Source organism: Yersinia vastinensis (assembly GCF_902726565.1).
Lineage (GTDB): Bacteria > Pseudomonadota > Gammaproteobacteria > Enterobacterales > Enterobacteriaceae > Yersinia > Yersinia vastinensis.
On the sequence record NZ_CACVAF010000014.1, the window covers coordinates 13,020 to 34,139 of the forward strand.

Below are 21,120 nucleotides of genomic sequence, written 5' to 3' on the forward strand. Positions count from 1 at the left end.
ATGAATCATTACAGTCCCCATGATGTACAGACTCTCTGCGCAAAAATAAATAAGGTATTAAAAGGAAAAGGGGCTATTCAGCCACAAATAATGAATGAACATCAGAAGGTGACGCTTTTGGAGATACAGGAAAAATATACCCAAGGTTATCAGGCATGGCTTGCAGATGACTATGCGGCGGCAATGGTTGATTTTTCTTGGCTGACCTTATATTGCCCATTGGAACCACAGTTCCATTTGGCCTTGGCCGCAACAATGCAAATGCAACAGGAATTTACGCTGGCACTGAGTGCATATGCTTGTGCACTGCTTTTAGAGGCGAGAGATCCTGAGCCTGTTTATCAAATGGCCATTTGTTTTCTGGCATTGGATAGAGGTGCTGACGCCAGAGAAGCATTACAGACTGCCATTGAAATGAGTTATTTTAGTCCTGCATATGCCCCTACCGCTCAAAAAGCCAATCAATTGTTATGCAGTATCTAAAATAAGAAATACAGGTTATATACAATATTTAAGGTGGATGCCTATGCATCAAATCACTGGATATAATAGTAGCCATTCTACATCCTCAACGTTAAATAAAGAATGTTATCAAGAAATTAATAATGAAAAGCCGACTCTACACAATTGTGTTTTTATGATAAATAAAGACATTAATAAATTGTGTGATGCTCAAGAAGAAAGAATAGATGAATTAAATAATGTAAAAATAAAATTGGCCAAAAAACAATTTTTTATTAATGTCATTGAATTAACCGTCTCCTTGGCGTCATTTGCCGTCAGTGTGGGAGTGACTGTTTGTAGTGGTGGCGTCACAGCACCTATTGCTGCGATTACTGGGCTAAATCTTATGTTATCGATTTCTAATCTCGCCTGTGCCTACCATAACTGGAGTTGTGCCAGTAAAAATAAAGATGAGCTGGCTATGGGTAGTGATGCCATGCAGCAGGCTGTTTTTATGTTAGCCGAATATTGCCAAGCTTCACCCGAGAGCGCAAAAAAAATCGCCCGCTATACCTCCTATCTTATTCGAGTAGGGATGGTGGTTTCTTTAGGAATGCTGGGCGTTTTTATCCAGCCGGCTGTCTATGATGGTTTATGTTTACTTGCAAAAAACTATATTCCAATTTTGTCATCTATGTTGAGTATGATTACTTCAGGTGCCTTAGGTGTTTGGATAAATAATCATAATGATGAGAGAGAGATTATGGAAAGTTTACTCACTGAAAATAAAAAAGAAATTGTAAAGAAAAGCGCCTATTTAGATGGGTTCAACGACGCAATGGGCCTATTATTGGGTTCATAATATTATATAAAATAGGATTGCCTGAGTTTTACTCATTAAAATTAAGGTGTAAGCCTGATATCGCCTTGCTGTGTTATTTGTCAATATTAGACAAGGATCTTGGCACTCGAAGGAATATTATGAAATCAATACAGTTTATTCTCTTTCGGCAAGAAGGAATATTACGTAGTGAAGGAGTATGCCATAGCGTGCCCGCAGGGCATTTAGTCGTAACAAATGAACAGGCTAGCGCATCTTCTTTTTCACAAAGCGATTATATTTCCATCTCGTGTCATTCCATCGACCTGTTACCAATATATCAGGATTTAGCCAGTAAGATGGTGCAGTCAAATAAATTTCGCCTACCACCTCAGGTATATGATCGCTATAAAATATTACCTGCAAATAACGACATTATTTATGCGACGGAACAATTAGTTGATATTGAACGAAGTGCATCATTACGATTTCTTTATCTGTATTGTCTGGGATTGGACGTTATCTATTTCTCTCGATTATTAGAGTCAATTGTTGGAACAAATAACGAATTATTGGAGTTCTTTGAAAAAAACCGTCTTAATCCATGGACGGTTTCACGCTATGCCGATGAGTTGGGCATTTCGACTCGTAAATTGAATTTTTTGTTTTATGAGAAATTCGGTATGTCTGCAAAACAGTGGCTACTGGATCAACGGCTGAAAAAAGGTTGCGAGTTGCTGTTATCCACACGGTTACGTGTGGCGGATATCGCTATGGAATGTGGTTTTAGCAATCACGCACACTTTTCTGATAGTTTTCGTCGCCGTTTTCAGCAGTGCCCGTCACATATGCGGTCACTCATGGAGTAGGAGGTCTAATGGATATCAACGCGTTAATGAATGTACTGACGCAAAGCATCAATAAGATGGGGCAGGATTTTCAAAGCCAGATGGTTTCCGGCAATCCCTCTGATCCTGAGCATATGTTAAAAATGCAATTCGCAATGCAGCAGTATTCATCTTATATCAATTTCAGCAGTGCCTTAATGAAAAATATTAAGGATATGACCAGTGGGATTATTGCCAAAATATGATTTTACTTTCAAAACCTTGTCGCCAATTAGTGGTTGAGGCGGCTCTGGCTGGAGTTAATCACAGTTTGCTGAAAGAGGCGCGCGACATTCTTAATGTTTTGCCCCAATTAATTCCAGACCCACAGGTGTGCTTGCTTTGTGAGGCGATGTTGAGGTTTGGGCTTAATGAGCAAGAGCGCGCCTTGGCATTGCTGGCTACATCCTCAACGAAAGAGGCAAAAGCCTTGTTGGCTTTGTTGCAACAAGGGATTTCATCGACAGACAAAAAAGCAGAATCGTTACGTAGTCACCGGATTTATTAACCCAAAATCATCATTTATTAATAAGGGATGACTCAATGGATATTGATGCTATTCAGGCTGTTGCAATGCAGGTCACACCATTGAAACCTCCGGTTGATGCAGAGCAAGTCGCCAAATTTACGCAACTCATGCAACCGGCGGATCCGACGACATCCATGATCTCCCCAGACCCACTGCTGTCCCTTCAGTCTGAATTGATGCATGCCACATTATCTATTGATTTAACTGCTAAAGTTGCCGGTGTTCTCGGCCAAAACATCAATAAACTGGTTAACATGCAATGAAACAGATGCGGCGCATGATAGCGTTTTTACTGGTTGTGTTCTCCCTTTCAGGCTGTGGTATGGATCTGTATACCGGGCTTTCTGAAGGGGAAGCTAATCAGATGTTGGCGTTATTAATGTTGCATCAAATCAAAGCAGAAAAGCAGCCTGAAAAAGGGGGTACCGTTGGGCTGAGTGTCGATAAAAGTCAGTTTATCAACGCGGTGGAACTATTGCGCCAGCATGGTTTTCCTCGCCAGCGTTTTGCCTCGGTTGATGAGTTATTTCCTTCTAACCAATTAGTGACTTCGCCCGGGCAAGAGCAAGCCAAAATGGTCTATTTGAAAGAGCAGCAATTAGAAAGCATGTTGAGTCATATGGATGGGGTAATTCGAGCCGATGTCACTATCGCAATGCCTGCGCCCACTGACGGGAAAAGCAGTGTGCCCCATGCGGCCTCAGTATTTATCAAATATTCACCTGAAGTTAACTTGTTGAGCTATCAGCCACAAATCAAGAATCTTATCCGCGACGGGATTCCCGGCATTGATTATTCGCAGATTAGTGTAGTGATGCAGCCGACCAATTATCGCTTCACTGCCTCAACACCTCAGCAACAAAGCCGCGCAGAAGTCAGTTTGCAATGGCTGTTACGCCACGCTGGAACATTGCAGATAGTCTTGGGCCTGCTGTTGGCTGGGTTAGTGGGGTTGTCGGCGGTTTGTTGGTTACGGTATCTGCGTCGCTAAGTGATACAAAAGGAGGGCAGGATGATATTGCCGCTAACCACCCATATCCGGTATTTACATCAGTTAGCTTGGCGGCCTGCGCAATTTGCTCACCCACTCTGGCTGGCTGCCGTGGGAGTTAATGCCGAGAATTACAGTTATGGACGCAGTCGTGCATTAGATTCGGTGTTAAATAACGCACTGAACCAACGGCGAAGTTTTCCGCAATTTGCCTTGCCCGCAGTACTGACTAAGCAGCAACAATGTCAAATGGTCTCACCTGAGCGCCTATCGGCCCGCTGTCTGGCATTGGGATTGGTACATTTACAATGTGATGATTATCTGCGAATTCGCTGTTATCGACAGGCACTTTCCCCGCTCTTGAGTGAAGGCGATATTCAGCAATTAATGGGAATGGGATATCGCGGCTACCTTTCCGTCAGATTAAGTCCACAAGATTTACTCCATACCGCTTTACGATTAGGGCATAGCCTCGCCCATCACGTTCGCGCTCATTGCATAATCTGGCGTGCAATGTCTATTTTGCTCCCTCCCTATCCTCGCGCGTTATTTTTGCCACGGAGGTTAGCGATTTCGGCTGACTGCTGGCTCACCCGGTTGGAGCGTTTGATGTGAATCCCTTTCATATTCAGGTGGTAAAGCTTGATGGTGTATTACCCGTCGGTGGGGTTATCCCAGCGGCTCAGTTACAGGTTATGGCGCAAAGCCGGGATATTCTATCTCATGCCAAAAGACAGGCCGCTGAAATTGTGCAAGCCGCAGAGATCGAAAGAGAGAGGTTGTTGGCTCAGGCGCAACAACAGGTCGATGAGCTGATTCATCAGGCCCGCCAAGACATGGAAAACGATGTATTAGCACAACATGTGGGTTGGCTGGTGGCGGCAGAGCAAGTGGAGTCTTTATTGGTGGCGCAGGCCCGTAAGCAGATTTTGGCGGCGATCACCTCGGTGGTGACCACGTGGGCGGGCCAGCAATCGGTAAGTGAGACGCTGATTCATCGGCTTGGGATGCAAGTAGAGAAAATGGCGCATCACAATGAGCTGATTTTACGGGTGCATCCGCAGCACTTGTCTGCGGTGGTTTCTGCGCTAGGAACGCGAGTTCGGTGTATCGCAGATGAAAATATGGCGAAGGATCAGGCGCAATTAGCGTCACCATTACTCCAGCTCACTCTTTCCCTTAGCTGCCATTTATCGCAACTCATTTTGTGGTTACAAGAGCCGCTACCTCATCAGGAGTTCGCTCATGATCAACATCAATAACATCTCTGATGCTGTTGCTGTGCATGGTTCCCCATTGGGGGGCGTCGCATTACAGGGGGAAATAACCCCCGCCCATTCGGTTGTCGCGTTGGCCAGCCTGGAATTGTCGGAGGTAAGACAAACTGCGCTGGAAGAGACAATGGAGGAGATCGGACTCAGCCTCGGTTCGCGCCTGAAAGATCAAAAATCTATCGATGCCGAGGAGTACCGCCAGCGCCGTCAGCAACTCTTGGTGAAATTGATTGAGCAAGTCACTAACAGTACGAACACCGTATTGCAGCAGAGCATTCCGCTAAATCTGGATATTGCATTGTTAGCCAGTAAGTTACGTCAAGGGGAGCTGTCGGTTGGGCAGCAGATTCTCTTGCTGGCCGCGATGATCGCGCACAGTAAAAATAATCCATTACGGCGTCATAGCTTATCGCTATTGCTTGAGCCGCTGCTGGAGGGAGCCGGCTGGGAAATTGAATTATTTGGTTCGCTGGAGTTTGGTACTAAGAAAAGCGGTAAGTTAGGGGCGGTTAAGCAACTGTTTGCACAAAGTATTGACCAAGACGAGATATCAGTAGCGGAGTGGTTTGCTCAGGTCAGCCGCTGGCCGCAGCGTCAGCAACGAGTCCGGGTGCTGATGCGCGCGATCGCATTTGATTTGTCTTGCCAGCCCCCCCCTCAACACGGCGAACGTTTGGCAGCCACTCTTTATCAACTTCGCCGTTTACTCATGTTTTTGGGGTTGGAAGATCATTGCGGCCGGATGGGAAACGCTTGTGGTGTGGCAGGGGATGTGATTCTCAGCGAGGTGTTAGCTATCGTCGGCCAGCCTTGGTTATTCAGTGGTTGGTTACAGCCGCGGATTGAGGCCATCGTGGGGCTGAATATCACTACTCGGCGCAGTTTTATTCGTCGGCTTTATGAATTGTTCAATCTTATTCCAGTTGACTGTTTCAATGATCAAGAGCAGCAAGCGCAAATTTTGGCAACGTTGTTAGAAATATAAAAGGTGAGTTATTTAACGCTGCGCTGCGAATCAGGCCAATACCCGATAGTGATGAGAATATAGGCTCCTTATTATTCACCTTGTGTGCTTATCAATGAGGTGCGGGTTATGGAAATGGATTTAGTTGTCACCCGTAATCTACAGCTCTTTATCCGAATGGCTGACTTACCTTGCACCCAATTGTCCGCTCGTATGCAGTGGCAGATAGGCCAACAACTGGTTTTTCTTGAGTGGCGCAACGCGAGGTTGCTGCTGACCAGTGGCGTACAACACCGGCATTATGACATGGATGACTTATTACAGCTCCAACAGTGCTGGCAGATCGAACGCTTTAATGGGGTCCCTCAACGTATCTATTTACTGAAAATGGGCATGATGGTCAGTTGCTCTCCCCCTGCTGCATCAGGGGCTGAATTTTGGTATCTGCTTTATCAGCAACAGCGCGCTTTGCTCCGTCGCTTGCCGGGAGAATGTCGATGAAAGGATCGGTAATCACGCGCGCCTTGATGATGATCACCACGCGCCAAGATGTTTTCTTAGCGATCATGCTGTTGGTGGCGATCTTTATGATGATCTTGCCGCTGCCGACAGCAATGGTTGATGTGCTGATTGCGATCAATTTGGCGTTTTCTGTCATCCTGTTGATGATCTCAATTTATCTGCGCGATCCACTCGAATTCTCTGTCTTTCCATCATTGTTACTTATCACCACACTTTATCGCTTGGCGTTGACCATCAGTACCACTCGCTTAGTGCTGCTACAGCATGATGCGGGTGACATTGTCGAGGCTTTCGGCCAGTTTGTGGTTGGCGGTAACTTGGCAGTGGGGTTGATCATTTTTACGATTATCACCGTGGTGCAGTTTATCGTCATTACCAAAGGTTCAGAGCGTGTGGCTGAAGTCAGTGCCCGTTTTTCACTTGATGGCATGCCGGGTAAACAGATGAGTATTGACGGTGATATGCGTGCCGGGGTGATTGACTCTACTGAAGCGGGGCGACTGCGCGAGCGGGTGCAGAAAGAGAGCCGTCTGTTTGGTGCCATGGACGGGGCGATGAAGTTTGTTAAAGGGGATGCTATTGCCGGGATCATTGTCATTCTGGTGAATATTATCGGCGGTATTACCATCGGCGTGCTGCAACATAATATGTCGGCGGAGCAGGCGATGACCACCTATGCGGTGCTATCCGTGGGTGACGGATTATGCGCACAAATTCCGTCGTTACTTATCTCGATTACGGCGGGGATCATTGTTACTCGCGTTCCGGGTCATGATAAGCAGAGTCTGGCTAAAGACTTGGCAATACAGGTTGGGCGTCAACCCGATGCCTTATGGTTAGCGGCGGCCATCCTGACTGTTTTTGCCCTATTACCGGGTTTCCCATTTCTGATTTTTATGACTTTGGCGGCACTGGTTGCCGCCCCCGCATTTTTCCTTTACCGGAAAAAACAGCAAAGAACCGGAGCCAATAATAATGGCGAAAATCTCTCTTCGACGGCCAATACCATGACGCCAGGAGCGGTGCCTTTGATGCTGTATTGTGCGCCAAACTTACATTACTCCCATTTGGGGCGTGATATTGACGGCTTGCGCTGGCGTCGGTTTGAGCATCTTGGTGTCCCATTGCCGGAAGTGGTTGTTCGCAGTGACCCCACATTAGCTGAGAATACGCTATTGATTCGGGTCTATCAGGAGCAAGTGCTCAAACTAACATTGCCCCCCGATGACTTATTACTGATTCATCCCAGCCCTCAGCTAACGACGCGCAGCCAATCTCTGGGGATGAAACTGGGCACTTTCGAGTGGCTGGCGGTGGAGCAAGGCCAGCAGGCCAAGACGTTGGGGCTGCCTTATGCTCAAGGGCAGCAGCGAATTATTCACTGTCTAACAAGAGTGCTTGAACGCCATACGGCTGAGTTTATCGGCGTACAGGAGACCCGTTATCTGATGGATGCAATGGAAGGGCGCTACGGTGAGCTGGTGAAAGAGCTACAGCGCCAGATGCCGGTTGGTAAAGTGGCGGAAATACTGCAACGCCTGGTGGAAGAGGATGTGTCTATCCGAGATTTACGCGCTATTTTTGGCGCGCTGGTGGTCTGGGGCCCCAAAGAGAAAGACAGTGTGATGTTAACCGAATATGTCCGCATCGCCTTACGCCGCCATGTGTGTCGTCGGTTCAGTAAAAATCAGGTCTGGTTGCCGGTCTTGCGACTAGGAGAGGGGGCTGAAAATGTCATCCGTGAATCTATTCGCCAGACGTCGGCAGGCACCTATTCAGCCTTGGGGGATAAACAATCACGGCTGATCCTCAGCAAAATAAAAAGCGCCTTTGCTGAAAACAGCGATGTGGTGCTGCTGACGGCCATCGATGTGCGGCGTTTTTTGCGCAAAATCATTGAGCGGGATCTTTTTGCGCTACCGGTGCTGTCATGGCAAGAGCTGGGTGATGAAATGAACATCAAAGTGGCGGGCACGATTGAGCTTATCGGAGATGAGCTTGATGAAGCCGCTTAATATTTCAGTATTAAGTGCTCAATTGCAGCAGCAATTGGGCTTAATCTCCTCGCCGCCGGATGGCATGAAATATTGCGGGCAGATATTGGATATTGGCCCGACACTGCTACACGCCCATTTGCCCGGCGTGGCGTTAGGAGAATTATGCCGTATCGCCTCACCGGATATGTTGGCGGAAGTGGTTGCTATTGAACAGCAAACGGCCTTGCTGTCACCGTTTGCTTCCCCCACCGGCTTGCGATGTGGCCAATGGGTCTCGCCGCTGGGGCATGCGCACCGAGTCAGAGTCGGGGATGATCTCGCTGGGCGAGTATTGGATGGTCTGGGGAAGCCCATAGATGATGGCCCTCCACTGACCGGTTATTGGCGTGAGCTGGACTCTCCTCCTCCCGACCCATTAACCCGTCAGCCAGTACAGCAAATATTGCTGACAGGCATTCGCGCCGTTGATGGCCTGCTCAGTTGTGGCGAGGGGCAACGCATCGGTATTTTTGCCGCCGCCGGTGTAGGGAAAAGCAGTTTACTCAGCATGCTGTGCAAGGGGTGTCATGCAGACATCACGGTGTTGGCCCTGATTGGTGAACGAGGCCGAGAAGTGCGCGAGTTTCTTGAACAGGTGCTCACGCCACAAGTACGTGCGCGTACGGTGGTGATAGTGGCAACCTCTGATCGCCCCGCGCTGGAGCGGCTTAAAGGGATTTATACCGCCACCACGGTGGCCGAATATTTCCGTGAGCGTGGGCTAAAAGTGTTGCTGATGGCCGATTCGCTCACCCGCTATGCCAGAGCTGCCCGCGAGATTGGCCTAGCGGCAGGGGAGATTCCTGCAATGGGCAGTTTTCCCGCCAGTGTTTTTGCCTCTCTCCCCCGGTTGCTTGAACGGGCGGGTAACAGCGCGCGTGGCAGTATCACGGCGTTTTACACGGTTTTGGTTGAGGGCGATGACATGAATGAGCCAGTCGCTGATGAGGTGCGTTCTCTATTGGATGGGCACATTGTGTTATCAAGGCAACTGGCGGGGGCCGGGCACTATCCGGCCATTGATATTGCCGCCAGTATCAGCCGTATCATGCCGCAAATTGTCAGTGCGGGGCATCTGGCTTTGGCGCAAAAATTGCGGCAAATGCAGGCTCGTTATCAGGAGATAGAATTGCTGGTACGGGTGGGCGAATATCAGGAAGGACAAGATTTACAAGCCGATGATGCTCTACAGCGTTACCCGGCTATCTGTGCCTTTTTACAGCAGGAGAACTCATCATCATCTCAAACCGCCGCCGACCTCAATCATATACTCGAACAACTCGCGCAGGCGCTAGGGGAGTCAACTCCGCACTAGTGACTCTTGCGCGTCTGCTGGCGCTGCGGCAACGCAAAGCACACCGGTTACGTCGGCAATGGGTGTGCTTGCGCCAGATATATGAGCAGCAGGAGCAGCAATTGGTGGATCTTCGTCATCAACGCCAGCAGTTATGTCGTCGGCTACAACACATTGCAGATTGGCGTGGCAAATTACATCCTGCAGAGGCTGACGAGCAACGCGCTTTGCAACATGAGGTGTATCAGACTGAGCGAGAGTTACAAAAATGTATTTGTGAATTGGTCGCCCGGCATCAGCAACAGCACACGGCTATTGAATCACAGCAGGTGCTGATACGGATTAATCAGCGGGAACAGGAAAAATTACGGATGCTAATCAAAAATGAGACGAATCGATATTGAAGGTGCCCTGCCACCGCGAAGAGAGAACTATTTTAAGGAGGAACCGCTGACGTATATAGATAATGAACGGCAAGAACAGCGATTTTCTGGGTATTTGACTTCTCACCTATCCCCGGCACCAAACATGACGGATACCTTGATTCGCGCTGAGGGAGAGAAACCGATGCAGGCAGATTATCGTCTCGTCAGCGGCCCACTGTATGGGACTCTGGTCCATGTTCAGTTATCTGGTAATGGCTTGCATATTGTCCTCAGTCACACCAACCGTGCGCTTATCGAACGTTTGCAACCAATACAGGCCCGCTGGCAGCGGCAATTGCATCAACTGGGTTTTCCCTGTGTTTTGGAGGTGGCCCATGCTAGGGACATTGTCGGCTGAATTACGCCAAATCAGTGCTGTTGTGGGCGCAGGGCGACATAGTGCCGGTATTTCCGCCGCAGTGAAACAAATAGAGGGCGAGGGTGTTTATTTGCCACTGCACTGTATTGAACAGGAACAAACTGCAAGAGAGTGTGGTTTTTGGCTATCCCAGACTTGTTGGAACCATTGGTTGGCATCTTCACTGGCGACTGATGATGCGCATTTTCTGGAGCCAACGTTGGTGACGGCCATGGCCCATTGGGCCGTCAGCCCTCTGTTGAGTGAATTACCCGAGCTGGCAATTTATGACCCTACGCCACGGTCAATGACGCTATTGCGCCAATGGGCGGTGATGCTGACCTTTGAATTGGAAGGGCAACAATTGAGCGGCGTACTGTTTGGTTGGCCACTGGTATCGCTAACCGAAACCTTGTCTCATTGGGGCAGTGAGTTGGTCACTGAAACGACCCCACTCTGGCAAACGGGTTTAGTGGTGGGGTGGCACCGTTTATCGTTACATCAATTACAGCAAATCAAGCCTGGGGATGGGATGCGGATAACTTGTGCCGCTGAATTGGCGCAAGGGAACTGTTGGTTATGGCAAACGGCATCGCCACAGATTTATATCAAGTTGGAGGAGGGGAACAAAATGACAATTCAACAGATTAATGACGATATTGACAAGCTATTGGAGCTGGATGTTGCCGTCACACCAAAAACCTCGCAGACCGTGATGATTGAGAGTTTGCCACAAACGCTGGTCATGGAAATTGGCCGTCTGACTCTGCCACTAGGTGACATTAAACAGTTAGCCGTAGGCCAAACATTGGTGTGCCAGACGCATTTCTACGGCGAGGTGAATATCCGTTTGCATGGACAGCCTGTTGGTAGCGGCAGCTTACTAAACTGTGAAGGGGAGCTTGTGGTCAGAATTGAGCGGTGGTGGACGCAATAATACCGATAACGTTGAGCATGCGCATTCCCAATAAATATTAAGTGACAAAGAGGCTAGGGTATTAAGTGCCTGAATACTTCAGCAATATAAAAGCCGACAGATATTAGGGTTATTACCTGATATCTAAACACGGGGGGGAAATAAATACTGTAGGCATTCCTTTTACCTAACAGGTCAGCCTTTTGTGGAATAGATTATGGCGTTGCTAAACTCGTCCTCTCAATTGATTGTCCTGCTTTTTTTTCTGTCATTGTTGCCCCTGCTCATGGTCATGGGGACATCATTTCTCAAGCTGTCTATCGTCTTTTCGTTACTGCGAAATGCGCTGGGTGTTCAGCAGGTTCCGCCTAATATTGCTATTTATGGTTTGGCGTTAGTACTGACGATTTTTATCATGGCACCGGTCGGATTAGATGTGCATGCCCGTCTTCAGGAGGGGCCGTTGTCAAATGAAATTGTCCCTTTGCTGCACCAGATTGATGAACGTGCTCTGGGGCCATACCGTGATTTCTTACAGCGTAATACGGATGCAGAGCAGGCCCGTTTTTTTAACGATATCGTCCAGACCAAATGGCCTGAGCGTTATCGAGATACCATCAAACCTAACTCACTGTTGATCTTGATGCCGGCATTTACTCTGAGTCAACTGACAGAGGCATTTAAAATTGGCTTGCTGCTTTACCTGCCTTTTGTCGCAATCGACTTGATTGTCTCCAATATTTTGCTGGCGATGGGCATGATGATGGTCTCACCTATCACCATTTCTCTGCCATTTAAGTTATTGATTTTTATACTTATAGATGGGTGGGGATTGCTGCTGGGGCAGTTGGTGGGTTCTTACCTATGAGTCGTTATCGGAGGGCACTTCAATGAGCAATGCCATTGTTGTTCATCTGGCGACCCAACTGCTGTGGATAGTCTTATTGCTGTCAATGCCCGTCGTGTTGGTGGCATCGGTGGTGGGGATTATCGTCAGCTTGTTGCAGGCACTCACCCAAATACAGGACCAAACATTACAGTTTTTGATTAAATTACTGGCGGTATCAGCCACGCTATTGATTACCTACCATTGGATGGGAACGACGTTACTGAATTATACCCAGCAGACCTTTTTGCAAATCACCAGTATGCGGTCTTGATATGGATGATCCTCTGCATTGGTTAGGTGCGTTGGGGCTGGCGATGATGCGACCTTATGGGATGTTGCTGATATTGCCGCTGTTTACTGCTCGCAGCTTGGGCAGCAGCTTATTACGAAATGGCTTGGTTTTGGCCATCGCGTTGCCAGTGACACCGCTATTTTTTAGCGCATCTTTAATACCTCACGATAGCCTCACCACATGGTTTGGATTGCTCTGCATCGAGCTATTGGTTGGGGTAATGATTGGTTTTGTGGCCGCATTGCCTTTTTGGGCCATTGATATGGCCGGCTTCCTGATTGACACCTTGCGCGGTGCCACGATGTCCACGTTGTTTAATCCCAGCATGGGCATGGAATCTTCAATTTTTGGAGTGCTGTTTACCCAGCTTTTAACTGTGCTGTTTCTGATCTCGGGCGGGTTCAATCTGGTGCTAACGGCACTCTACGGTTCCTATGACATTTTACCCGCAGGCAGCGGTATCCAGCCCTCATCGGCCATGTTGCACTTTTTACAAAGTGAGTGGCAGCTGATGTATGAACTCTGCCTGAGTTTTGCACTACCTGCGTTGCTGGTGATGGTCTTGGCGGATTTATCTCTAGGGCTTATCAATCGTTCAGCGCAGCAGTTGAATGTTTTCTTTCTGGCAATGCCAATTAAAAGTGCCTTAGCGCTGTTTCTGTTAGTGATTAGTTTGCCTTATGCCCTGCATCACTATTTAGTGGGCATCAACCAGACCGAACAGAAGATAACCACACTTATCCCATTGATAAATGAGGCGGCTGATGAGCAACGAAAGCAGTGAAAAGAACGAAAAACCCACCGCGAAACGTCTGCAAGAGGCCCGAGAAAAAGGGCAGGTCATTAAAAGTGTTGAGATAACCTCTGGAATACAGTTATTGGTGCTGGTGGCTTATTTTCTCCTGACTGGCTACACACTCGTTGATCAGGCGAGCGCGCTAATTCGCAGTTCAATTGAACAATTACGACAGCCTTTCTCGATGGCGTTGGCACATATAGGTGCGGAGTTCATGGCCATTTTTATCCATATCATGGGGATTCTGGGTGGGGCGTTGGTTTTAATGACCATGCTTTCCGGGATTGCACAGGTTGGGCCATTATTGGCGACAAAAGCGGTGGAATTTAAAGGCGAACACATCAATCCAATCAATAATGCGAAACAGCTTTTTTCACTGCACAGCCTATTCGAGCTGATGAAGTCATTACTTAAAGTGGGCGTGTTGACCCTGATTTTTGGCTATTTATTGATGCATTATACCCCTTCTTTTGGTTACCTCTCTTATTGTGGCAGTCAGTGTGCTATCCCGGTTTTTGCCACCTTAATGGGCTGGATATTGGGGGCATTGATTGCCTGCTATGTGGTTTTTTCTCTGATGGACTATGCTTTTCAGCGTTATAACACCATGAAACAACTAAAAATGTCTCATGATGAGGTTAAGCGAGAGCACAAAGACAGTGATGGCGATCCGCATATCAAGCAGCGGCAGCGGCAGTTACAGCATGAAGTGCAAAGTGGCAGTTTTGCTAAAAATGTACAGCGTGCGACGGCGGTGGTGCGTAACCCCACGCATTTTGCTGTTTGCCTGTTTTATCATCCCGATGATGCCCCTCTTCCGGTCGTCATTGAAAAAGGTCAGGGTGAGCGTGCGGCATTGATGATTAAACTGGCAGAGAAACAGGGTATTCCTATCGTCGAAAATATCACGCTGGCGCGTGCATTACATCGTGATGTGGCCTGTGGCGATACCATCTCTGAACCTTTTTTTGAGCCTGTGGCCGCTATCTTGCGCATGGCGATGTCTCTGGATTACCAAGCTTCAGAGGTGAGCGAGCAGGTTTAAAGCCAGTGATTTCTCAATCATCATAATTTCTTATCAACTTAACTTTTGATTAACATCCAATTTCCAATCCATCATGCCCCATTGAATCGATAATTGACTTATTATAGTTAGGTCTATTTTCCTCGTCGCTGTGTATAACCCTGATACCGCTTGTGACAACACACCTTTGGAGGTGTCAGTGTGAGCTGGCAGATGTTTAAGTCTCAATATTTAGTGCGCTTTTGGGCGCCGCTGCCTGCGGTGATTGCCGCCGGTATTCTATCAACCTATTACTTTGGTTTGACCGGCACTTTTTGGGCTGTTACTGGGGAATTCACTCGCTGGGGTGGTCACCTAATGCAGCTCTTTGGCGCGCGCCCGCAGGAGTGGGGTTACTTTAAAGTTATTGGGTTGGAAGGAACGCCACTGGATCGCATCGATGGCATGATGATCATCGGCATGTTTGCCGGATGTATTGCCGCGGCACTCTGGGCTAATAACGTGAAATTGCGTAAACCCCAGCATGGCATTCGCATTGCACAGGCTCTGGTCGGCGGCATTATTGCCGGTTTTGGTGCGCGTCTGGCCATGGGCTGTAATCTGGCAGCTTTCTTTACCGGGATTCCACAATTTTCACTGCATGCATGGTTCTTCGCGCTGGCAACTGCGGTGGGTTCCTATTTTGGTGCCAAGTTCACGTTGCTGCCGCTGTTTCGTATCCCGGTAAAATTACAAAAAGTGACGGCGGCCTCGCCTCTGACACAACATCCTGCTCGAGCAGCACGTCGTTTTCGCCTTGGTATGGTGGTGTTGGTGCTGGCACTTGGCTGGTCACTCATCGAGTTATTCCGTCACCCGAAACTGGGTATTGCCATGTTGTGCGGTATTGGTTTTGGTTTGTTGATTGAACGGGCGCAGATTTGCTTTACCTCCGCATTCCGTGATTTGTGGATAACCGGGCGCACCCATATGGCAAAGGCCATCATTTTAGGAATGGCGGTCAGTGCTATTGGTATTTTCAGTTATGTCCAATTGGGCGTGGCACCGAAAATTTTGTGGGCTGGGCCTAATGCTGTCATTGGCGGTTTGTTGTTTGGTTTCGGGATAGTGCTAGCGGGTGGTTGTGAGACGGGCTGGATGTATCGTGCGGTAGAAGGGCAAATTCACTATTGGTGGGTAGGGTTAGGTAACATTATTGGTGCGACTCTTTTGGCATATTATTGGGATGATTTTGCTCCTGCCTTGGCAACCGATTATGACAAGGTCAATTTGTTGGAAACATTCGGCCCGATAGGAGGGTTATTAGTGACCTACCTGATGCTAGCCATCGCCTTTGCCGCCATGTTGTGGTGGGAAAAACATTTCTTCCGCAAACAGAAAACGACCACTTCAACCTTGGTTAAGGAGCCATCATGAGTACCGAGCATGCACCAATAAACCCCCCGATTGTGCCGGATTACCGTTTAGACATGGTGGGTGAACCCTGCCCCTATCCAGCGGTAGCGACTTTAGAGGCTATGCCACAATTGAAGCCCGGTGAAATTTTGGAGGTGATAAGTGATTGCCCGCAATCTATCAATAATATCCCTCTGGATGCCCGAAATTACGGCTATACCGTGCTCGATATCCAGCAAGATGGCCCAACGATCCGCTATCTGATTCAACGCTGAAATAGGTTAATTTGGAGCCATTCACATTATCGCCCTGATAATACGAATGGCTCATTGAGTGCTAGTTGGCGCTTGTCGTTGTTCGGATCGGTGCGGCGACGGCCAGTGAAACATCCGCCGCTCGTAGCCGTTTCAATATGCTGTATAACAACGAACTTTTGGTATTGCTGACCATGCGTGGGCTGGGTACCAAGCCCGTCACACTGAGCACAATGCCGTCAGGACTTAACTGGCTGAATTTTACCGACGGCTCTGGCGTGTCGAGTATCGACTCATGTTCTTTATAAGCCTCTATCAGCAGTGATTGTGCCAGATCAATATCTAAATCTAGCGGGAAGGTGAGGGCTATCGTCACCACCCCTTGTGCATTAGCCATGGTGGCGTTACGCACGTTTTGCGAAATTAACTGGGAGTTAGGCACGATAACTGTTGAGCGGTCACTGAGCTGAATTTCCGTGGCACGAACATTTATGCGTCGAATATCACCCTCAACACCACTGATACTGATTAAATCTCCCACTTTGACTGGCCGTTCAGTCAGCAAAATAATGCCGGAAATAAAGTTTTTCACGATCTCTTGTAAGCCAAAACCGATACCCACCGACAGCGCACTGACAATCCAGGCTAACTTATTCCACTGAATGCCCAGTACCGATAAGGTGAGTAAAATCACCAGCACGTAACCAATATTACTAAATAGCGTGACTGCCGAGGTTTTTATCCCGGAATCCATTTGGGTTTTGGGCAGAAACTCCTGGCTTAGCCAGCGGCGTGCGGCTTTGAGTACGTACAGCCCAACCAGCAAACAAATCACGGAGTTCAGTAGATTGGCTGGGACAATATTCAACTCTTCCAGCCCTTCACCACTTAATAATTCCACTGCTTTTTGTAACAGTGAGATGGGAGTGGTGGAACCAAAAGTACCGTCGAGTAGCGCCAGAATGGCCAGCAATATCAGCAATACTTTGCTGGTGGCGGATAATAATGTAGCGGCCTGTGCTAAATGACGATCGTCAATATTCAGTGACTGTTTAATTGCTTTACCGGCACGGCTGTTGGGGGAAAAGAGACTTTCCGCTAAATCAACACAGAGGTGGATGAGTAAATATAAACAGGAGAGGACTAAGCAGGTCCAAACCAGTTTGTAACTCAAGAATTTTGCCAGTGCGATATAGCCCACTAACAAGGACAGTAATATGGCCAGTGCAGTCACGCCGATGGCGAAATGAATTAAGCCAGCCAATGTGGAATAGGCCTCTGGCTTTTCGCCATTCGAGACCAAATTACGCCGTATTCGGTTGGCCCGTAAGGGAATAATCGCAGCGGTGAGCGCCATCAACAGTGCCGAGATACCATTGCCAAAAATAGCCCCCGAGATGCTGATATTGATCATATTGTTCATCAGATCAATAGCGCCAAAAATCATAATGCAACTGGCTAACAGCGGTGGGAAGAGTTTCAGCGATGCTGCTACCTCATCAGCAATGGCGGGTAAACGCCATGAAGGGCGCTGATTGGATAAAAATGCGCGACCGAGGCCTGCGACAAGTGCAGAGAAAAACATGAGTTGAACAAACGCATGCGAAAAGTCGATTACCACCAGTGAGACATCCGGTGTTCGGGTAAACGTCTGGGTGAAACATTGCGCCACCGTGACGGTGATCAATACGGTATAGAGTGTGGTTGCCGAGGCCATGAAACTACGGCGTAGCGGGCCTGGTGGCAAACATTTAGTGCAAAACCAAGCCGTCAGACTATCGAGGAACTTAAAGCCAAATACGCTCATCAGCAGCGACAGCAGCAGATATATTGCGGTGCCGGAACGCCACTCTGGCTCCCATGCAGCATGCCAGGCATCATCAAGTTCTTGGATAAAATCTTTTAGTCGACGATCGTCATCCGCATTGGGATTGATGATTGGCGACCAGAAATTGGCCCCTAGAATACTGCCAGAATTTAAAGCGATTTGTGACTTCAGTGCCGAGCGCCGTAAGGCAATGATTTGTGTGGACAGGTTTTCCGCATTGGTTTTGATGGCCAGCACTTGATCATTTTGACCGTCCAATTGGACTTTACGGGTATTCAATACGCGGCGTTGTTGCGCCACGACGGGTGTTTCAGCCAGTGAACCTGCGGCAGGTGGGGGGCCTAAAACATCCAACTGCGTTTGCAGTTGTTCACGCTTGGGCTTCAACTCTTCAAGCAATATCTCCGCATCCCGGACCAGCGCTAGTGCCGTTTCTTTTAATGTATTCAGCTGGTTATCAGATGTACTGACTGACACGCTCTGTTTTAATTTATCTAATTGCTTCTGCAAGCTAATTAATTGCACAGAGACGGCGGGTTTTACCGGTGCTTCAGTGTTTTCAGCCGGAGTCTCTGACGATGTTGCCGCAAAAGCAATGCCTGTCGTTGATGCGAAAATAAGCGCGAGCAGCAGACAGGTTAGCTGCAGATATGCGCGTAGTGGATTTGGTAGGGAATAATATCGACGTGAAACAAAGTATCCATTCTTTTCCATAAAACCTGTTAGCCCCAAAGTGAGTGCCACAATTAACCCGTTAATCAGTCTAGCTGTGTTGTTAAAGCCTAGCAGAAAGCCATTGTGGCACAGACGGAGACTGACGGAATAATCTTACTCTGATAATGACTATTAAAAATTAAATATTAAAGATAATAATTATCATTGTAATTACCACTCGCATTTAATAAATTGTGCCCTGCACTTATGGACCCACGATATGTGACATGCAGCCAGGGATATTTGCGCTGTGGAAATGGCATGGATGCTAATTAATAACCATCTATTTTATATGCTTAATTATCTGGGGAAGATGACCATGCTCTCGGCTTTTTTAATAAAGCGTTCTGCGGTTTTATGCTCACTGGCTATTTTTATTCCATTTGCCTCAATGGCTGACGATACGATAGAAGTCACCGCCAAAGCAGGTCATGAAGCTGATTTACCCACCTTGGGCTACACCGCAAAAACCACCAAGGGGGCAACGAAAACTGATCAACCACTCATCCTGACGGCTCAAGCCGTATCGGTCATTACTCGCCAGCAAATGGATGACCAAAATGTCGCCACGGTGAATCAAGCACTGAATTACACCCCGGGCGTTTTCACGGGTTTCTCAGGTGGTGCAACTCGCTATGATACTGTTGCTCTGCGGGGGTTCCACGGCGGTGATGTGAACAATACTTTCCTTGATGGGCTACGGTTGCTCAGTGATGGCGGCAGTTATAACGTTTTACAGGTCGATCCGTGGTTCCTTGAACGTATTGATGTGATCAAAGGCCCTTCCTCAGCATTATATGGTCAGAGTATCCCCGGCGGTGTGGTGATGATGACATCCAGACGCCCACAATTTACCTCTGAAGGTCACTTCCGCCTGACGGCGGGTAATCATAATACACAAGACGTTGCATTCGATTATACCGATGCGATATCCGAGCATTGGGCATTCCGCCTGACGGGGATTACCCGCAACAGCGATACTATGTATGACCATCAACGTGAAGAGCGTTATGCAATTGCACCGTCACTATTATGGCAACCAGATGAAAATACCTCATGGTTGCTACGGGCCAATTTACAAAAGGATCCCTCCGGTGGCTATCACAGTGCGGTTCCGGCAGATGGCAGTATCTATGGGCAGAAGTTAAGCCGTGGCTTCTTTGATGGCGAAACGAACCACAACGTATTTAAACGTTGGCAGCAAATCTACAGTTCTGAATTCGCGCACAAATTCGATGATGTCTGGTCTTTCCGGCAAAATGCCAGCTATACCCATTCTAATGCGCAATTAGAGCAGGTTTATCAGGCAGGGTGGAATAGCGACCGCACGTTAATGAGTCGCTATTATTCTGGTGAAGATTCTTCACTCAATGCCTTTGCCGTAGATAACCAATTGGAAGCCGATTTTGCGACAGCGGCGGTAGAACATAAGGTTATGCTGGGGCTAGACTTCCAGAAGTTCCGCAATAACTTGCGTAGCGACAGTGCATTTGCCACCTCATTAAACCCTTACACCGGTGTTTCCGGCGGCAGCACATTGTATAGCGATTATCTGCTGACAACTCCTGGGATCAATTCATCTTATTTGAGTCGCCGTTATGAGCAGAGTGGCGTTTATCTGCAAGATGAAATGACGTGGGATAACTGGCACCTGAATTTATCTGGCCGTTATGATCGGATGAAAACAGAAAATATGAATAAAACGGCTAATACAACCGATGAGCGAACGGATAAACACGCCAGTGGGCGCGCTTCGCTACTGTATAGCTTCGATAGCGGCATTTCGCCATATGTGAGTTACAGTCAGGCCATCACACCAAGTTTATTCCCAGATGCGCAGCAAAAACTGCTGAAACCGATGACCAGTGAGCAGTATGAAGTGGGGATTAAGTATCAGCCGCCGGGCAGTTCTTCACTTTACTCCGCTGCCTTATATGACCTGACACAAAATGATGTGGCAAACCGCGCCGTTCCAGCCACCTATTATGTGCCGGCAGGGAAGGTGAATTCACAGGGGCTGGAGCTGGAGGCCAGAAGCCAAATTAATGATCGTTTAAGTGTGATTGCGGGCTATACCTATAACCGAGTGAAATTCAAAGATGCTATTGATGGTAATGATGGCAATACACCCGTGTTAGCACCATCAAATATGGCGTCACTGTGGGCGCAGTATGAAGCAGGCTACGGCATCAATGTGGGAGCAGGGGTCCGCTACATTGGCAAGCAATGGGCTGATGATGCCAATACGCTACGTGTACCTTCTTATACTCTGGGTGATGCTTCTGTTCGTGCCGATTTGGGCACTTGGGCAGCGTCATTGAAAGGGGCATTCATACAATTGAATGTGAATAATATTACCGATAAGAAATACGTTGCAGCCTGTTACAGTACATCCTACTGCTACTGGGGCGCAGAGCGCTCGGTGCAGGCGACAGTCGGATACGATTTCTAATGCATTAGTATCAATA

General features: G+C 48.0%; 24 protein-coding genes. 23 read left to right on the forward strand and 1 reads right to left on the reverse strand.

The genetic code is table 11. The features are described 5' to 3' along the window. The 22 genes from HUZ92_RS17755 (at position 1) to yedF (ending at position 16,131) form a co-directional block, all read left to right on the forward strand. On the forward strand, positions 1-483 hold the full coding sequence (locus HUZ92_RS17755; RefSeq protein ID WP_145579431.1) for a CesD/SycD/LcrH family type III secretion system chaperone: 483 nt from the start codon (positions 1-3) through the stop codon (positions 481-483). 43 nt (positions 484-526) lie between these two features. Beyond that, positions 527-1,306, forward strand: a complete 780-nt coding sequence (locus HUZ92_RS17760; RefSeq protein WP_235896976.1) for a hypothetical protein — start codon at positions 527-529, stop codon at positions 1,304-1,306. A gap of 119 nt (positions 1,307-1,425) precedes the next feature. Continuing rightward, on the forward strand, positions 1,426-2,133 hold the full coding sequence (locus tag HUZ92_RS17765; protein ID WP_174846872.1) for a helix-turn-helix transcriptional regulator: 708 nt from the start codon (positions 1,426-1,428) through the stop codon (positions 2,131-2,133). 8 nt (positions 2,134-2,141) lie between these two features. Further along, complete coding sequence (sctF, locus tag HUZ92_RS17770; RefSeq protein ID WP_050099646.1) at positions 2,142-2,357, forward strand: type III secretion system needle filament subunit SctF; 216 nt, start codon at positions 2,142-2,144, stop codon at positions 2,355-2,357. After that, the gene (locus HUZ92_RS17775; protein WP_050099650.1) at positions 2,354-2,659 is read left to right on the forward strand and encodes an EscG/YscG/SsaH family type III secretion system needle protein co-chaperone; all 306 of its coding nucleotides are present in this window, start codon (positions 2,354-2,356) and stop codon (positions 2,657-2,659) included. The genes sctF and HUZ92_RS17775 overlap by 4 nt, the downstream gene beginning before the upstream one ends. 35 nt (positions 2,660-2,694) lie before the next feature. Further along, positions 2,695-2,943: a type III secretion system inner rod subunit SctI gene (gene sctI / locus HUZ92_RS17780; protein WP_050099656.1), complete on the forward strand. Its 249-nt coding sequence runs from the start codon at positions 2,695-2,697 to the stop codon at positions 2,941-2,943. Then, the gene (gene ssaJ, locus HUZ92_RS17785) at positions 2,940-3,671 is read left to right on the forward strand and encodes an EscJ/YscJ/HrcJ family type III secretion inner membrane ring protein SsaJ (RefSeq protein ID WP_050099661.1); all 732 of its coding nucleotides are present in this window, start codon (positions 2,940-2,942) and stop codon (positions 3,669-3,671) included. Before sctI ends, ssaJ begins: the two co-directional genes overlap by 4 nt. A 21-nt stretch (positions 3,672-3,692) precedes the next feature. Next, complete coding sequence (locus HUZ92_RS17790) at positions 3,693-4,286, forward strand: type III secretion system domain-containing protein (RefSeq protein WP_050099663.1); 594 nt, start codon at positions 3,693-3,695, stop codon at positions 4,284-4,286. Continuing rightward, complete coding sequence (sctL, locus tag HUZ92_RS17795; RefSeq protein WP_050099664.1) at positions 4,283-4,933, forward strand: type III secretion system stator protein SctL; 651 nt, start codon at positions 4,283-4,285, stop codon at positions 4,931-4,933. The genes HUZ92_RS17790 and sctL overlap by 4 nt, the downstream gene beginning before the upstream one ends. Then, positions 4,917-5,930 carry a TyeA family type III secretion system gatekeeper subunit gene (locus HUZ92_RS17800; protein WP_050099666.1) on the forward strand — a complete coding sequence of 338 codons (1,014 nt, stop codon included), beginning with the start codon at positions 4,917-4,919 and terminating at the stop codon, positions 5,928-5,930. The genes sctL and HUZ92_RS17800 overlap by 17 nt, the downstream gene beginning before the upstream one ends. 108 nt (positions 5,931-6,038) lie before the next feature. Further along, entirely contained in the window at positions 6,039-6,410 is a 372-nt protein-coding gene (locus tag HUZ92_RS17805) for a type III secretion system protein (RefSeq protein ID WP_050099668.1), read from the forward strand. Beyond that, a complete protein-coding gene (locus HUZ92_RS17810; RefSeq protein WP_145579433.1) occupies positions 6,407-8,446 on the forward strand; it encodes an EscV/YscV/HrcV family type III secretion system export apparatus protein in 2,040 nt (679 codons plus the stop codon). Before HUZ92_RS17805 ends, HUZ92_RS17810 begins: the two co-directional genes overlap by 4 nt. Continuing rightward, positions 8,424-9,782 carry an EscN/YscN/HrcN family type III secretion system ATPase gene (locus HUZ92_RS17815; protein WP_409350115.1) on the forward strand — a complete coding sequence of 453 codons (1,359 nt, stop codon included), beginning with the start codon at positions 8,424-8,426 and terminating at the stop codon, positions 9,780-9,782. The genes HUZ92_RS17810 and HUZ92_RS17815 overlap by 23 nt, the downstream gene beginning before the upstream one ends. Next, on the forward strand, positions 9,782-10,165 hold the full coding sequence (locus HUZ92_RS17820; RefSeq protein ID WP_235895143.1) for a type III secretion protein: 384 nt from the start codon (positions 9,782-9,784) through the stop codon (positions 10,163-10,165). The genes HUZ92_RS17815 and HUZ92_RS17820 overlap by 1 nt, the downstream gene beginning before the upstream one ends. Then, entirely contained in the window at positions 10,146-10,544 is a 399-nt protein-coding gene (locus HUZ92_RS17825; RefSeq protein WP_145579436.1) for a hypothetical protein, read from the forward strand. Before HUZ92_RS17820 ends, HUZ92_RS17825 begins: the two co-directional genes overlap by 20 nt. Then, positions 10,522-11,481, forward strand: coding sequence for a YscQ/HrcQ family type III secretion apparatus protein (locus HUZ92_RS17830; RefSeq protein ID WP_050099675.1), 960 nt, complete (start codon positions 10,522-10,524; stop codon positions 11,479-11,481). Before HUZ92_RS17825 ends, HUZ92_RS17830 begins: the two co-directional genes overlap by 23 nt. A 196-nt stretch (positions 11,482-11,677) precedes the next feature. Further along, positions 11,678-12,328, forward strand: coding sequence for a type III secretion system export apparatus subunit SctR (gene sctR, locus HUZ92_RS17835; RefSeq protein WP_050099676.1), 651 nt, complete (start codon positions 11,678-11,680; stop codon positions 12,326-12,328). Between the two features lie 22 nt (positions 12,329-12,350). Next, positions 12,351-12,620, forward strand: coding sequence for an EscS/YscS/HrcS family type III secretion system export apparatus protein (locus HUZ92_RS17840; protein WP_050099677.1), 270 nt, complete (start codon positions 12,351-12,353; stop codon positions 12,618-12,620). Position 12,621: 1 nt separating this feature from the next. Beyond that, complete coding sequence (locus HUZ92_RS17845) at positions 12,622-13,425, forward strand: EscT/YscT/HrcT family type III secretion system export apparatus protein (RefSeq protein ID WP_050099679.1); 804 nt, start codon at positions 12,622-12,624, stop codon at positions 13,423-13,425. Then, positions 13,406-14,482, forward strand: coding sequence for an EscU/YscU/HrcU family type III secretion system export apparatus switch protein (locus tag HUZ92_RS17850; protein ID WP_050141156.1), 1,077 nt, complete (start codon positions 13,406-13,408; stop codon positions 14,480-14,482). The genes HUZ92_RS17845 and HUZ92_RS17850 overlap by 20 nt, the downstream gene beginning before the upstream one ends. A gap of 180 nt (positions 14,483-14,662) precedes the next feature. After that, positions 14,663-15,877 carry a selenium metabolism membrane protein YedE/FdhT gene (yedE, locus tag HUZ92_RS17855; protein WP_050141157.1) on the forward strand — a complete coding sequence of 405 codons (1,215 nt, stop codon included), beginning with the start codon at positions 14,663-14,665 and terminating at the stop codon, positions 15,875-15,877. Next, positions 15,874-16,131: a sulfurtransferase-like selenium metabolism protein YedF gene (yedF, locus tag HUZ92_RS17860; RefSeq protein ID WP_050099684.1), complete on the forward strand. Its 258-nt coding sequence runs from the start codon at positions 15,874-15,876 to the stop codon at positions 16,129-16,131. The genes yedE and yedF overlap by 4 nt, the downstream gene beginning before the upstream one ends. Before the next feature lie 61 nt (positions 16,132-16,192). Here the strand turns inward: yedF and HUZ92_RS17865 are convergent, their stop codons facing one another. After that, the gene (locus HUZ92_RS17865) at positions 16,193-18,682 is read right to left on the reverse strand and encodes a DUF3772 domain-containing protein (protein WP_174846873.1); all 2,490 of its coding nucleotides are present in this window, start codon (positions 18,680-18,682) and stop codon (positions 16,193-16,195) included. A 289-nt stretch (positions 18,683-18,971) separates the two neighbouring features. Between HUZ92_RS17865 and HUZ92_RS17870 the strand changes: the two genes are divergently transcribed. Continuing rightward, entirely contained in the window at positions 18,972-21,104 is a 2,133-nt protein-coding gene (locus tag HUZ92_RS17870) for a TonB-dependent siderophore receptor (RefSeq protein WP_050100123.1), read from the forward strand. The last annotated feature ends 16 nt before the right edge of the window (positions 21,105-21,120 follow it).

Bases quoted from the DNA above. Each gene is read 5' to 3' on its own strand.
- HUZ92_RS17755 (WP_145579431.1), top strand. From the start codon at position 1: ATGAATCATTACAGTCCCCATGATGTACAGACTCTCTGCGCAAAAATA.
- HUZ92_RS17760 (WP_235896976.1), top strand. From the start codon at position 527: ATGCATCAAATCACTGGATATAATAGTAGCCATTCTACATCCTCAACG.
- HUZ92_RS17765 (WP_174846872.1), top strand. From the start codon at position 1,426: ATGAAATCAATACAGTTTATTCTCTTTCGGCAAGAAGGAATATTACGT.
- sctF (WP_050099646.1), top strand. From the start codon at position 2,142: ATGGATATCAACGCGTTAATGAATGTACTGACGCAAAGCATCAATAAG.
- HUZ92_RS17775 (WP_050099650.1), top strand. From the start codon at position 2,354: ATGATTTTACTTTCAAAACCTTGTCGCCAATTAGTGGTTGAGGCGGCT.
- sctI (WP_050099656.1), top strand. From the start codon at position 2,695: ATGGATATTGATGCTATTCAGGCTGTTGCAATGCAGGTCACACCATTG.
- ssaJ (WP_050099661.1), top strand. From the start codon at position 2,940: ATGAAACAGATGCGGCGCATGATAGCGTTTTTACTGGTTGTGTTCTCC.
- HUZ92_RS17790 (WP_050099663.1), top strand. From the start codon at position 3,693: ATGATATTGCCGCTAACCACCCATATCCGGTATTTACATCAGTTAGCT.
- HUZ92_RS17800 (WP_050099666.1), top strand. From the start codon at position 4,917: ATGATCAACATCAATAACATCTCTGATGCTGTTGCTGTGCATGGTTCC.
- HUZ92_RS17805 (WP_050099668.1), top strand. From the start codon at position 6,039: ATGGAAATGGATTTAGTTGTCACCCGTAATCTACAGCTCTTTATCCGA.
- HUZ92_RS17810 (WP_145579433.1), top strand. From the start codon at position 6,407: ATGAAAGGATCGGTAATCACGCGCGCCTTGATGATGATCACCACGCGC.
- HUZ92_RS17815 (WP_409350115.1), top strand. From the start codon at position 8,424: ATGAGCTTGATGAAGCCGCTTAATATTTCAGTATTAAGTGCTCAATTG.
- HUZ92_RS17825 (WP_145579436.1), top strand. From the start codon at position 10,146: ATGAGACGAATCGATATTGAAGGTGCCCTGCCACCGCGAAGAGAGAAC.
- HUZ92_RS17830 (WP_050099675.1), top strand. From the start codon at position 10,522: ATGCTAGGGACATTGTCGGCTGAATTACGCCAAATCAGTGCTGTTGTG.
- sctR (WP_050099676.1), top strand. From the start codon at position 11,678: ATGGCGTTGCTAAACTCGTCCTCTCAATTGATTGTCCTGCTTTTTTTT.
- HUZ92_RS17840 (WP_050099677.1), top strand. From the start codon at position 12,351: ATGAGCAATGCCATTGTTGTTCATCTGGCGACCCAACTGCTGTGGATA.
- HUZ92_RS17845 (WP_050099679.1), top strand. From the start codon at position 12,622: ATGGATGATCCTCTGCATTGGTTAGGTGCGTTGGGGCTGGCGATGATG.
- HUZ92_RS17850 (WP_050141156.1), top strand. From the start codon at position 13,406: ATGAGCAACGAAAGCAGTGAAAAGAACGAAAAACCCACCGCGAAACGT.
- yedF (WP_050099684.1), top strand. From the start codon at position 15,874: ATGAGTACCGAGCATGCACCAATAAACCCCCCGATTGTGCCGGATTAC.
- HUZ92_RS17870 (WP_050100123.1), top strand. From the start codon at position 18,972: ATGCTCTCGGCTTTTTTAATAAAGCGTTCTGCGGTTTTATGCTCACTG.